Origin of the sequence: Serratia sp. Ag1, assembly GCF_000743355.1 — a bacterium.
In the GTDB taxonomy this organism is placed as follows: domain Bacteria; phylum Pseudomonadota; class Gammaproteobacteria; order Enterobacterales; family Enterobacteriaceae; genus Chania.
This window is the reverse complement of the sequence record NZ_JQEI01000023.1, coordinates 234,253-246,464: the sequence shown is the minus strand read 5'-3', so window position 1 is coordinate 246,464 and position 12,212 is coordinate 234,253. Positions and strand designations below refer to the sequence as shown.

Annotated in this window: 10 protein-coding genes; all 10 read right to left on the bottom strand. The window is 55.3% G+C overall.

All coding sequences use genetic code 11. From position 1 onward, the window contains the following. Positions 1 to 102: 102 nt before the first annotated feature. Positions 103 to 1,596, bottom strand: a complete 1,494-nt coding sequence (gene tssC, locus IV04_RS14490) for a type VI secretion system contractile sheath large subunit (RefSeq protein ID WP_051916809.1) — start codon at positions 1,594 to 1,596, stop codon at positions 103 to 105. 3 nt (positions 1,597 to 1,599) lie between these two features. Continuing rightward, positions 1,600 to 2,145, bottom strand: coding sequence for a type VI secretion system contractile sheath small subunit (gene tssB, locus IV04_RS14485; protein ID WP_037394470.1), 546 nt, complete (start codon positions 2,143 to 2,145; stop codon positions 1,600 to 1,602). Between the two features lie 78 nt (positions 2,146 to 2,223). Further along, positions 2,224 to 3,258: a type VI secretion system protein TssA gene (tssA, locus tag IV04_RS14480; protein ID WP_037394473.1), complete on the bottom strand. Its 1,035-nt coding sequence runs from the start codon at positions 3,256 to 3,258 to the stop codon at positions 2,224 to 2,226. A gap of 11 nt (positions 3,259 to 3,269) precedes the next feature. Next, positions 3,270 to 3,956, bottom strand: a complete 687-nt coding sequence (gene tagF, locus IV04_RS14475; protein ID WP_051916808.1) for a type VI secretion system-associated protein TagF — start codon at positions 3,954 to 3,956, stop codon at positions 3,270 to 3,272. 10 nt (positions 3,957 to 3,966) lie between these two features. Further along, positions 3,967 to 7,590 carry a type VI secretion system membrane subunit TssM gene (gene tssM, locus IV04_RS14470; protein WP_037394475.1) on the bottom strand — a complete coding sequence of 1,208 codons (3,624 nt, stop codon included), beginning with the start codon at positions 7,588 to 7,590 and terminating at the stop codon, positions 3,967 to 3,969. A gap of 11 nt (positions 7,591 to 7,601) precedes the next feature. Further along, entirely contained in the window at positions 7,602 to 8,882 is a 1,281-nt protein-coding gene (locus IV04_RS14465) for a DotU family type VI secretion system protein (RefSeq protein ID WP_255351710.1), read from the bottom strand. A gap of 44 nt (positions 8,883 to 8,926) precedes the next feature. Then, positions 8,927 to 10,264, bottom strand: coding sequence for a type VI secretion system baseplate subunit TssK (gene tssK / locus IV04_RS14460; protein WP_037394477.1), 1,338 nt, complete (start codon positions 10,262 to 10,264; stop codon positions 8,927 to 8,929). Between the two features lie 223 nt (positions 10,265 to 10,487). Beyond that, entirely contained in the window at positions 10,488 to 11,051 is a 564-nt protein-coding gene (gene tssJ, locus IV04_RS14455) for a type VI secretion system lipoprotein TssJ (RefSeq protein ID WP_051916807.1), read from the bottom strand. A 71-nt stretch (positions 11,052 to 11,122) separates the two neighbouring features. After that, on the bottom strand, positions 11,123 to 11,509 hold the full coding sequence (locus IV04_RS14450; protein WP_037394479.1) for a DUF4150 domain-containing protein: 387 nt from the start codon (positions 11,507 to 11,509) through the stop codon (positions 11,123 to 11,125). 55 nt (positions 11,510 to 11,564) lie between these two features. Next, a complete protein-coding gene (locus tag IV04_RS14445; RefSeq protein ID WP_037394481.1) occupies positions 11,565 to 12,203 on the bottom strand; it encodes a DUF3540 domain-containing protein in 639 nt (212 codons plus the stop codon). Between the last annotated feature and the right edge of the window lie 9 nt (positions 12,204 to 12,212).

The following is a 12,212-nucleotide window of genomic DNA, read 5'->3' as shown; positions in this document are numbered from 1 at the left end:
TTATGATTCCTCTGCTGTTCTTTAAGGCCCAATAGTTATCACTGCCGCTATTTACCCGCTAAATTTCCACCCGGGTAATCTGCGATATAAATATCGGGCTAATTAACTCTGTTTTAATGAGGGCAGTTTCGACACCAAGCGTAACGAAACGGTTAACCCTTCCAGTTGATAATGGGGCCGCAGGAAGAATTTCGCCGCGTAATATCCCGGGGCATCTTCAATTTCCTGCACCTGAACCTCTGCCGCCGCCAGTGGTTTTCTGGCTTTGGTTTCTTGCGATGAGTTGGCCGGATCGCCATCGACGTAATTCATGATCCAATTATTCAGCCACACCTCCATATCGCTGCGTTCGCGGAATGAACCAATCTTGTCGCGCACGATGCATTTCAGGTAATGGGCAAAACGGCAACAGGCAAACAGATAAGGCAAGCGGGCTGCCAGTTGGGCGTTGGCCGTGGCGTCAGGATCGTAATATTCCGCCGGTTTCTGCAGCGACTGAGCGCCGATAAACGCCGCAAAGTCCGAGTTTTTACGGTGAATCAGCGGCATAAAGCCGTTTTTAGCCAGTTCAGCTTCACGCCGATCGCTGATGGCAATTTCCGTCGGGCACTTCATGTCCACGCCACCGTCATCGCTGGGGAAGGTATGGCATGGCAGATCGGCAACGGCCCCACCGGATTCCACACCGCGAATAGCGGTACACCAGCCATACTCTTTGAACGAATGGTTGATGTTGGCCGCCATTGCGTAAGCCGCATTGGCCCAGGTGTAATTCTCGTGGTTAGCGCTGTCGGTCTCTTCTTCAAAATCAAACTCATCGACCGGATTGGTTCTGATGCCATAAGGCAGGCGCGAAAGAAAGCGCGGCATAGCCAGGCCGATATAGCGTGCATCCTCAGATTCGCGCAGGCTGCGCCAAGGCGCATATTCGGTGTTCTGGAAGATTTTGGTCAGATCGCGCGGATTGCCCAGTTCCTGCCAGGACTCCATCTGCATCACGCTGGGTGCCGCCCCCGAGATAAACGGGCAGTGCGAAGCGGCGCTGATTTTTGCCATTTCACCCAGCAGCTCGACGTCCGGTGGGCTGTGATCAAAATAGTAATCCCCCACCAGGCAGCCGAAGGGTTCACCGCCGAACTGACCATACTCGTTTTCATACACGCTTTTAAACAACGGACTCTGATCCCAGCCCACGCCTTTATAGCGCTTGAGGGTTCGCCCCAGCTCACGTTTGGAGATGCTCATAAAGCGGATTTTCAGCATCTCGTCGGTTTCGGTGTTGTTGACCAGGTAATGCAACCCTTGCCAGGCCCCTTCCAGCTTCTGGAAGCTTTCATGGTGGATAATCTTGTTGATCTGCCGCGACAGTTTGCCGTCGATCTCCGCGATCAGCGCCTGAATGGTGCGATAGGCATCGGCAGAGACGGTGACGGTATTTTCCAACGCCTGTTGCGCCAGGGTTTTCACCGCATTTTCAACCGCTTCTTTCGCCTGATCGGTTCTGGGGCGAAACTCTTTTTGCAGCAATGAACTGAACTCATCACTGGTATAGGCTTTCGCCACGGGGGCAGCGTAGTGCTCAAGTTGTTGGCTCATGATTTACTCCTCCGCCACCGGTTCGGCATTGGCTGGGCTACCGGTTTGTGGTTTTGGTGCCTGGGTCAGCGACTGCAACAGTGCCGGGTTGCTCAGCACGCTGGTAATCAGCTCTTCGGCACCGTTTTTGCCGTCCATATAAGAGAGCAGGTTTGACAGTTGGGTACGGGCTTCCAGCAGGCGGCTCAGCGGTTCGACCTTGCGAGCGATCTCTGCCGGGGAGAAGTCATCCATGCTTTCAAATGCCAGCTCGACGTTCAGGTGGCCATCGCCATTCAGGGTGTTCTCTACCTGAAACGCGACTCTGGGCTTGAGTGATTTCATGCGTTCGTCGAAATTATCGATATCGATCTCAAGAAACTTGCGCTCCTCCAGATTGGGCTGTGGCTCAAGCGGCGTTCCCACCAGATCGGCCATCACACCCATCACGAAAGGCAACTGGATTTTTCGTTCTGCACCGTAGATCTCAACGTCGTATTCGATCTGTACGCGGGGTGCCCGGTTGCGGGCGATAAACTTCTGCCCGCTACGCGTTTTGACATTTGCCATTATTTTCTCCATAAATCACTGTTATTAGAGGTTTTTGATAACATCCACTCCGCTCTTTGCGGTAACCACGCTGCCTGACTAATTCTCTCCATCCTGTTTCTCTCGCGTTCCGAGAATGACCTCCAGCTGGCGTAAACCGTCCGGTGCCAGATCGCTGACAATTTCGAGAAAATTCAGATTGATCAGCTTCTGCAGCCGCTCAATCATCAGCGGTGCCGGGTGGCTGGGTTCGTAGAGCTGGAAGTAACCTTTGACTTTCTCCAGCAGATGCAAAGCATCGGCGCGGGATTGCACCTGGCCGTAACCGAACTCCCCCAGCGGTAGCGGTAAAGGATCGCCGGGCAGGTTCAACGCTTCAGCGGTCAGGATCACATCCGGCTCGGCTTCGCTCATGCCGTGGTTTTCAGACTGCTGAATCGCCTGCGTGACGCTATCAACGGTTTTTTGCAGCAGCGTCATCTCCGGCAATGCGCTCTCGCCAAGATGGAGATGAATGGCATGGCGCAGTTTTGCCAGCGTATTGCTGATGGCCTGCACGCTCTGAATGTTGCTCTGCTGTGGATTGCTCAGTTCGTTACGCAGATAGGCCACCCCATTAGGGAAGTTGGGCAGTTCCTGCTTGCTGCCGTCCAGCAGCGCCACCGCATCGCGCAGTGAAAGTTCGCTGCCGCCATTCTTAATCAGGCTTGCCGCCCGCACCGCGTGGGTCAGTTGAGTGTTATCCCCCAGCTCTGCCAGCGCATTGGTGCGGAACATCGGATCGTACACACCGTCACTCTCCAACAACGGATGGAGCTGATGCCAGTAACGTTCGATCGCCAGATAGATCAGCTGTAAACCGTCGGCATAGCCTTGTAGCCCGCGTAACTGCGTCCAGGCGAGGGACAGGAAAAACATCACCCGCAGATCTTTGGTGCGGCTCAGCAGGGCGGTAGCCAGGCGCTCCACCGCGCCCCAGTCGGGGGCTTCTGCCGGAATAATCGTGTCGCCAAACTGCTGTTCAGGTTTGCCAGCAGCGGCCTGCGTCATGCGCATAAACTCAGCGTCATATTCCAGGTTGTCACCGCAACTGGTTTCCGGCGTTACCGGCGTCAGCAGGCGTTCAATCGTCATCACTGTTCTCCCTAATCGAACATCGGTCCATACAGCCCTTGGCGCGCATGTTTTACGTCGCTGACAGGCTCAAATAGATGATGAAAAAGCTGCACCGTCAGATTGCCGCTGTGGATATGAGCATCAAACGGTTTGCCAGCGCCCGGCGTGCTCCACCAGAAACTGCCGTATTGGAGCGGATCAAACTCCGCCACTGCCATCGGCCACCCTGGCGTTATCTCACTCTCCCCCTGCGATGCCTCAATAAGAGGTAACGCCTGCAAAGCCCGGTCGATGCGCTCAATGGAATGGCACTGATGCACGCCGCGCTGCAGAATCTGCCCGATGCCGTAATAGCGCTCCGCCGCCAGCGACAGGTGTTCATTCCGCCACTGCTCCGGGGAAACCAGCCACATGGCGAGCAGCGGATAGTGACGCCCAACGCGATCCTGCGACGCCAACAGGTAACCCAACTGGGCAAACGGCGTGCCGAGCGTGGCAGGCAGCACAAAGTTCCACATTGGCGCACCGTTCAGTGAGTAGCGGCCATCGGGCGGTACAGAAAGCTGCCGGGCTATCAGGCCAGACTGGAACCAATGCGCCCACTGATTCACCAGCGTGGCAGGCAGGCGGCGCTGCACAAAGTCGCCACAACTGGGGATCTTGCCGTACCAGCCAATACCATTACCCTGTTCAACCGAGGTTTCCAATTGCGTCATTGTTCGCTTCCTATGGACAGTTAAAGGCCGTGGGCTGGAAAGGATTGCGGATGCTGTCTGGCGTCAGTTCCAGCAATACCCGGTGCCCTTCCAAATTAAAGGTCGCCGTCTGGGTGAGCGATGCCGAGTTGGGCTTCAGCGCGGCTTTGTCGATCAGGCGGTTCAGCGCCCAATCCCCGTTGGTAACCAGAGTGGCCATTTGCCCGTTAACCAGTGCCAATTGCAGGCTGACCTGATTGGTATTGCCCGTCCCCGGCCAACTCACCACCAGCGGCACCAGCGGGCCGTGGCTGTAGTGGAAGATTTGCCCGTCGATATCCAGCGTCATGCTGAGAATGTCCGAATCCATGCTGACCGGTTTGATCGTCAGGTGGTAAGAGGGTTTCTGATTCTGCCCGCTGAACCAGGTCTCGCGGATGTCACGAGCCTGCTGGAACGAGCGCAGCATGTTACTGCCGCCGGACAGCGTTTTACCGTCCACGCCTGGGTTGAAACGCCAGCCACCGCGCGAGGTATCCACCTTGCCTTCCAGGTTCTGGCGGAAAAAGCTGTCCATAATGCCGCTGTTAGGCGCAAACATGCGCGAAAAGTCATTACTGGCGATCTCCTGCTGAGCATGGCTCACCAGCGGGTAGCGCCCGCTGATGGCCTGCTTGCAAAAGTTGCCCACTTCAAAGCCGACGCGTTTTTGCAGCCCTTCCAGCTCTTTCATTTGCGAATCGCTGCTGGCACCGACCGCCAATGAAAGCATCATGTCTTTAAATGGCTGCGGCAGACGGCCCGATTCGGCCTGCAGTGCCAGAATGACGTCGCCCGGTGGAGGAGCCATGCCGCTATTGGCCGCGCTTTGTACCGCAATCAGGTAGTTGTATAAGCCATCGGCCTGTTTGAGCACCGTATCAAACGGGATGCTCTTTGCCGCCTCATCGGTGCTCTGTGCCAGTTCGATAATCGGCGCAAAATGCTTGATCACCACCTGCTCCGGCAAAGAGGAGATATCACCGACATCTTCAGAAGGCGTGCTGTAAAACAGCGTATCGAGAAAATGACCGGGGCCAGCGCTGTTTTTCTCCCCATTACTCAGCTTCAGACCACTGTCTTTCTGTTCCTGCTCGTCGGTCAGCTTGATGTTCTTCACCACGTTGATCAGAAAGTTGCGTAACGGCGAATCCCCGGCAGAGAGCAGACGTGCGGTGTTGATCCGTTGACTCAGATTGGCAATGTTTTTCAGCTCGATATCACCCAGCACACCGTCCCAGGCGCTGATGAAATCCTGCATATACAGCAGGCGAACAGTTTTCAGCAGATCGGCGCGGCTCTCTCTGGCCAGTTCACTTTCATTGACGTTCATCACCCAGCCGTCTTCCGTCAGCAGCGTTTGCGCCACGTTATCGATGCGTTTATTGAACGCCAGCCAATAACCTTTGGGGGTGTACAACCCCGGGATCCCCTCACCTGCCGGTTTGCCACTTTTACGCCGGAAGGCCAGCTCTGCCTGTGCGCCAGCGAGATCGGTCAGCGAGACGGTTTTCAGCGAAGGTTCTTTCAGCAGAATACGCTTTAGCCGCCCATAGATGCGCACCGACAGCGGGGCCTCGCTCAAGCGTTGCTGTGCCGATTGCTCCAGAAAAGCATCACGCACGTAAGGCGAGGACTGAATACGCTCGTCCAACAGCTGTTTCAGGTGCCCGTCCAGCACATCCCACGCCGCTTTGCTGGTGCCCGGCCCCGAGATCCGGTGCAGGTTGAACATCACCCAGGCGCGCAGAAACTTACCGTCGTAATGTTCCGGCTCATAAAGCATGCGGTAGGCTTTCAGCGCTTCGAAGCTGAAATCGGCATCCGCCCCCATGTCGTTGCGCAAAATGGCGGTCACCTGCCAGGCGACAAAAGGCAACAGCATGTTTTTCAGCGCCTTTTGGTACAACGCCTGGCTGGCACTGGCCACTTGAGCACCGCGATACAGCCCCAAGCGATAGCTGAGCGGCGGTTCTTCCAGCGAGAAACTGCTGCTGCCACCTAACTTTTGCAGGCGATTAAGGTAGGGCAGCAGAGTGAAAATATCCTGATAGTTATACAGCTCCATCTCACTGCCCTGCTGCTCCAGCACCGGAACGTGGGTGCTGACTTCTTTCAGGTAGTTGTGGTTGTTGGTGTAGCTGGAATACCAGAACAGCCCAGCCGTCACGAAGATGGCCCCCAACAGCAGATAGCCGACCCAGTGCAGCGTGGTGTTGCGGTAGATCCACCAGCGGTTGTTGCTGGCTAAATCCGACTCACGGAACACCACTTCCTCCAGAAACTTTTTCAGGAAATAGCTTTTGCCTTGGGTCTGCTTCTCTTCTTCCGCCTCTTCGCCGTGCTGTGCGTCTTCGGCTGGGCGCGGAGTCAGGTGGAGCGAACCACTCATTTCCGACATCATTTTGTCGAAAGGCATCCGATCCTGCGTGCCACTGGTGAAGTAGACACCGCGCGGCGTGAAAGAGGCTTCAAAACTGGAAGTGGCAAACAGCGTGTTGAGGTAATCCCCCAAGACCTGCCGCAACCGGGCAAACGCCTGCGGGAACAGGTAACTTTCGGTACGCGTTTGCTGATCCTGTTCCGCCAGCATGGTGTCCGCCAGCCCGGCATTCAGGCGCTGTTGCAGCAGGGTAAAGTGATGTTCAAACGCTGCCATCAGTTCGAAACTGGCCTGCTGGGTCTCGCTGCGGGCAAAGGTAAAGCCCCAGATCTGGCTCCGCTGCTCTTTGTCATACTGGCCGAAATAGCCCAGGAACCCGCGCAGCAGGTCAACTTTGCTGACCATGATGTAGACCGGGAAGTCGATTTTTAACGATTCGCGCAGTTCCACCAGGCGCTTATGCTGCGCCTGAGCCTGCTCCTGGCGCTCCTCTGGGGTGTCATTCATCAGATCGCTGATACTGACGGTCACGATCACACCGTTGATCGGCTGTCTTGGGCGGTATTTCTTCAATAAGCCCAGGAAGCTGCCCCACTCCTGCGCATCCTGCGTCGGGTGGCTCTCTTGCGTGGTATAACGCCCGGCGGTATCCAGCAGTACGGCGTTTTCGGTAAACCACCAGTCGCAATGGCGGGTGCCGCCAATGCCGCGCAGCGCCGTTTTCCCGAAACGATCCGCCAGCGGGAAGTTGATGCCGGAGTTAACCAGCGCCGTTGTTTTCCCGGCACCGGGAGCCCCGATCAGCACATACCAAGGCAACTGATAGAGATATTGCCGCCCAAAGCGGTTCAGCCAGCCGGGCAACAGGCGCGAGGGTTGGCCGTTGAAGCGGGCCTTTTTCAGCAGGCGCGTGGCCTCTTCAAAGCGTTCCACCAGCTTGGGATCGTCGCGCTTCGCGTCGTTGCCTGCGTTTTCCGCTGGCGTCTCCGCCATCTGTGCCAGCATTTTGCGGTTCCGCTGTGCGCGCCAGGCTGCGGCGATCAGTCTGAACAGCAGCCAGATCCCACAAATAATGGCGATCGCGATCTGCCGGTTGACCGTCGATTCCAGCGGACGATAGTCGCCCACAGCAACGTAAGGGCCGATGAACCAGATGATCATCGAAATGGAACCCACGCCCACCATTCCCCACAGAAAACGGCTGGTAATAATGGCAATGATTGAATTCAGCATCTGACCCCCATCTAGAGCGACATTGTCGTGTTGTGGACAGCACCCGGTGCCAGTTGCAAGGTGATCTCAACCCGGCGATTCAAAGCCTTATTGGCTTTACTATTGTTGGGCGCGACCGGATCCTGCTCACCTTTCCCTTCGATTATCAGCCGGTCTGGCTGTGTCAGAGACTTTTTCAGCAAAGCGCTGACCGAGTCGGCACGTGCCAGCGAAAGATCGTAATTGGAAGCAAAACGCGCTTTACGGATGACATCGCTGTCGGTATATCCCGTGACCATCACTTTCCCATCGATTTTATTGAGGGCTTCCCCCACCCGCAGGAGAATGGGCCGGTAAGCCTCGCGTACCGAGGTTGAGGCCGAGTCAAACAGGCCATCACCGCGCAACACCACGGTACTTTTCTGGTCTTCGTCATGTATGCTCAGGACGCCTTTATCGATCTCCTGTTGCAGAAAGCTTTTAAGGCTGGCAACGGTGGGCGTTGGCGGTGCCGGTACCTCAGCCGAGAGTACCGGTGGCAGATCCAGCTGATAGATGGAGGCCACTACCGGCGTGGTGGCTTCGCCCAAGCGCCAGTCCAGCGAGATAAACCACAGGCAGGACATCAGCCCCAGAAACGCTGCGCAGGCCCACACGGGTAGCATTGGCCGCCAGGTTTTTTTGCTCACCGGCAGATCGGTCGGATGCTGGGATAACGGCACCGGATACTCACCGCGCACCGAGTGGATAATCTGCGCCAACCGCTGTTTCAGGGTTTCCAACTGTGAATAACCGTTCTCGATGATGTGATAGCGGCCTTCAAAACCAAGCAACAGGCAATAGTTGATTAACTCCAGCAACAGGATGTTTTTCTGTGGCTGTTTAGACAGCCGGGCCAGCAGTTGGAAGAATTTCTCCCCGCCCCAGGTTTCGTTATGGAAAGTGACCAACAGCCCGCTGGTGGACCACACGGTATTTTTGCCCCAAGGGGTGAACATCGCCGCTTCGTCCAGTGCGGTACACAGGCAGTAACGGGCACCAATCAGCACGTCATAGGGTAACCCCGCCTGCTGCCCCTGCACTTCGAAACGGCGGATATCATCAATCAGCGTCTGGCGTAACTTCACCGGATCGGGGCGATTGGCCAGATTCCGTATCTGCGGGATCCGGTTCAGCAATGGGTTTGCCACCGCCACCAACGGGTTGTTTGAGGCTTTCATATTCGCCTGCGGCGCTGCACGTTCATCGCCAGCCGTTTTAGAATGAGTATTCTGCATGGAACGTTCCTGTTTCCTGAGCGCTCTACCCGTCATGCTGCAAGCCGCAACTTGAATGATTTAGGGTATGCACCAACGGGTTACCTGTTACGAATTGCCCAAAATTCCATATTCAGCCCGGGGAACTCCCCGGCGAGATGCAGCGCAAAAGCACTGGACTGGCTCATCTGCTTCCATAGCTCGCCGCTATTTTCCAGCTCAAAGTAGGTATATCCGGCGTGATAAGGCAGTTGGCGCGGTGCCGCAGGCATGCTGCGCAAACCGATCCCCGGCAGTTGCAACTGCACCAGATCGCGGATGCTATTGACCGGGGCAACTTTCAGTTGAGCCGGGAAGCGGGTGCGAATGGCGTCCATCGGTACGTCGGCATTGACGGCAATGACGAAACCAAATTCGTTGGTCATGTTGGCATAAGGGATGGTGGCAATATTCAGGCCGTGCGAACGCTCGATCAGCGGTAGCTGAATGGCATTTTCTTCAAAGACAATAGAAAGACCTTGCCGCAGCCAGTTCATCAACGCGTTGAAGCTGAAGGCCAAATCGTCGTGGTCATAAACCGGTAATGCCTCACCCGCCGTGCGCCCCGGGGAAAAGGTCATCAGTTCACAAGCCAGCGCCAGCCATTCGGTGAACAGCCGTTCCGGGTGATACTGATTGCGGTGGTGCGCGTGATGCGTGATGCCCACGTAGCGGTTGATCAACTGCAACATCATAAAGTCTGAGGTTTCTGATATTCCGCCCCGTCCGCTTTGGCCCAGGCGCTGCCCCAACTGCTGGCTGCGCTGCTGCAACAGGCCAAGAACATCGCTGATGAACGTGTTCAGCAATGGGTTTTCCTGGCAGGACAGCATCGGGGGGATGTAGGATGCGTCGATCTTCAGGCTGTTATCCGCGCTTTTTTCCAACACCCGCAGCACGCCAATCGCGCACCAGTCGGCAGTCAGTTCATTTTCCGGGATCAGGTGCAAACGCAAGCGGCCAAACTGCAATTCTGCGCTGCCAACCGATACGGTATTCATGTCTTCCACTTCGCTTTCATAAGCGACATAGCGCGCCAATCCGTCTGGCGAATCGTCAAATGCCACTTCTCGGCTGCTGGCACGATGAACCGGTAGCGCCAGCATGACGTTAGTCACGTTTTTGCCATCCGCTATTTTAATTGGCAGCGGCGCTTCATCGGCTCCATAAAAAGAAAAGAAGCTGCCATCAGGCATAATACCGCTGGCGGAATTGAGTGCGATATTCCCCAGGCGCAGAGAACTCTCGTCAATATCCAGCGATATAAATCCCCAGTGATGTTCCTGCTGTGCCATTCCCCATGAACGAATATAGTGTTCAAGGTAATTTTCTGATTGCTGAAAATGATGAGGACGCAGAAACATACCTTCCGTCCAAACGACTTTATGTACTCGTTTCATTACCGAGATCCTTGGAAATAAAAACTTTTTATATCCGCATACTTCAAGTTGCCGAATACTTGAAATACGTTAGGTACCACGTTCAGACTGCTGACAAAGCCCGTTATCAGGGAAAGCCTACCGCAGAGGCGTAGCAGCGTAAGCCGCCAGATCGCCCCTCAGTACACCAGGCCCGAGTCTCTCGAATTAAACAATAACTTTGTCATCCATCTTATTTTGGCGTTTATTTCTTGTTATGACTATTTTCCGTTACACTCAGCCCTTGCCCATTGGCCACCACCTTAATCTCTTGCGGCGGCGGTTGACCACGCCAGAACTTATAAAATGGCACTTTATCCGGATCGGGGATCGGAATAATAATGCGCCAGGTTTTATTATTTAAATCCTGAAACTCACCGGTTACCCCAACGTAATAACGTTCGCTCTTTTTCTCGCCGGATATTTTGACCGTTTCATCACCGGGTAACAGAAAGAACTGCTCAGTACCCAATAAGTTTTCACCTAATACAGCCGCCGCCTTATTATGTAACGCGAAGAAATCGGCACTCATAAACCCGGTATCTGAACGCAAATAAAACACGCTGATCTTTAACGGGGCCGGATTGTTCTGTTGATTAATATTCGCTTCGCGGGTCGCCATGAAGCTAATACGGTAAGACGCCACCACGGGTTCGGCTTTTTTGCTGCTCATGCCCATGCTCAGGCAACCGCAGAGCAACAGGCCAGCCACGATCACCGCGAGCGCTCTACCACCACGTTGAACCCAAAAACAGACGACCTGTTTCATTGTTGCTCCCGTTTTCTCTGACACTGCGCTCTTCACTTGCTGGCGAACCGTACCAAATCCTGCTTACCGCTCTACAGCCCCAATAACCAGATAGTCAGTTGGCTGGGCACCACTCGCACGCCGATCACGTTGGTGAGATTCTGCTGCGTCAGGCAGGTCAAACGGGTTGCCGGAAATCCCGCCACTAAGAAAGTCACCACCCCGGTAATATGCCGGGAAGGCCCCATCACGGTTCCCGAGCAGACGCCGCCAAGCACACCGGGTGAATCCCCTCCGGTACAGGGAATAATCGTCAGCAGGTTATGCGCGGGCATCGCACTGAAAAAAATATGCAGTACGTTCGGAATAGCCAGACACCCCTGCGCAAAATTAGGGTACGGAATCGGCACGACCGGCGGAGTGATACAGACATCAACGATGGCAAAATCTATCCCAGCCAATTGGCAATTTGCAGGCATCAATAAGTTCCTTCTTGTTAGCCAGTATTCGGTGTTATGGGTTGTCCGTTGCGGCCTAACCGACGTGGATCTGTTCCGAATCTATTTTGGTTATCGTTTCCGAAGTAATCATGGTGCTGCGAGCGTGCAACCGCGCGTAGTCTTCGGCCTGATAGTCGATTTGCCCGGCACGAACATGCTCCGTTTTCCTGACCTGACGGAACACCACGTCACTCAGTTGCGTCAGCGTTTGCCAGACGGATTCGCAGCGATCCCCGAGCCAACGGCTGAGGGTAACGCGGGCGCTAAACTCGTCCCCACGGTATTCCAGGTTGCCGATGCTGCAATCGCCATGGGCAGAGTTCACCTGTAGCTGGTGGCTTTTCAGCGCCAACTGGCGTTCACTGTTCAGAGTGAGTGAACCGCCGCGTGTGGCAATATTCAGATCGCCCTCAACCATGATTTGCGCCGCCTGCTGCGGTTTGGCCCGCTCCAGCACCGCCAACAGCCAGAGTTTTTCATCGCTGGAACGGGCGATCAGCGCGATATCGCCCGCCTCCGGCGTCAACAGGCAACTGGCCGCCCGGCGGCAATGCCAACCGCGTCCTTCACTTTCAACAACCATGCTGCCATCGGATAAAATATTGGCTACCTGCCCGCTGAATTGTTGCGGTAAATAGACCGGCAGAGCATGTGATGTGGTTGCGGTGCTCATTGGACTCTT

What these genes read in the sequence shown, in the direction of transcription:
- tssB (WP_037394470.1), bottom strand. Translation starts at nt 2,145, where the DNA reads ATGGCAAATGTCAAAACGCGTAGCGGGCAGAAGTTTATCGCCCGCAAC.
- tssK (WP_037394477.1), bottom strand. Translation starts at nt 10,264, where the DNA reads ATGAAACGAGTACATAAAGTCGTTTGGACGGAAGGTATGTTTCTGCGT.
- tssM (WP_037394475.1), bottom strand. Translation starts at nt 7,590, where the DNA reads ATGCTGAATTCAATCATTGCCATTATTACCAGCCGTTTTCTGTGGGGA.
- tssA (WP_037394473.1), bottom strand. Translation starts at nt 3,258, where the DNA reads ATGACGATTGAACGCCTGCTGACGCCGGTAACGCCGGAAACCAGTTGC.
- IV04_RS14445 (WP_037394481.1), bottom strand. Translation starts at nt 12,203, where the DNA reads ATGAGCACCGCAACCACATCACATGCTCTGCCGGTCTATTTACCGCAA.
- tagF (WP_051916808.1), bottom strand. Translation starts at nt 3,956, where the DNA reads ATGACGCAATTGGAAACCTCGGTTGAACAGGGTAATGGTATTGGCTGG.
- tssC (WP_051916809.1), bottom strand. Translation starts at nt 1,596, where the DNA reads ATGAGCCAACAACTTGAGCACTACGCTGCCCCCGTGGCGAAAGCCTAT.
- tssJ (WP_051916807.1), bottom strand. Translation starts at nt 11,051, where the DNA reads ATGAAACAGGTCGTCTGTTTTTGGGTTCAACGTGGTGGTAGAGCGCTC.
- IV04_RS14450 (WP_037394479.1), bottom strand. Translation starts at nt 11,509, where the DNA reads ATGCCTGCAAATTGCCAATTGGCTGGGATAGATTTTGCCATCGTTGAT.
- IV04_RS14465 (WP_255351710.1), bottom strand. Translation starts at nt 8,882, where the DNA reads ATGACGGGTAGAGCGCTCAGGAAACAGGAACGTTCCATGCAGAATACT.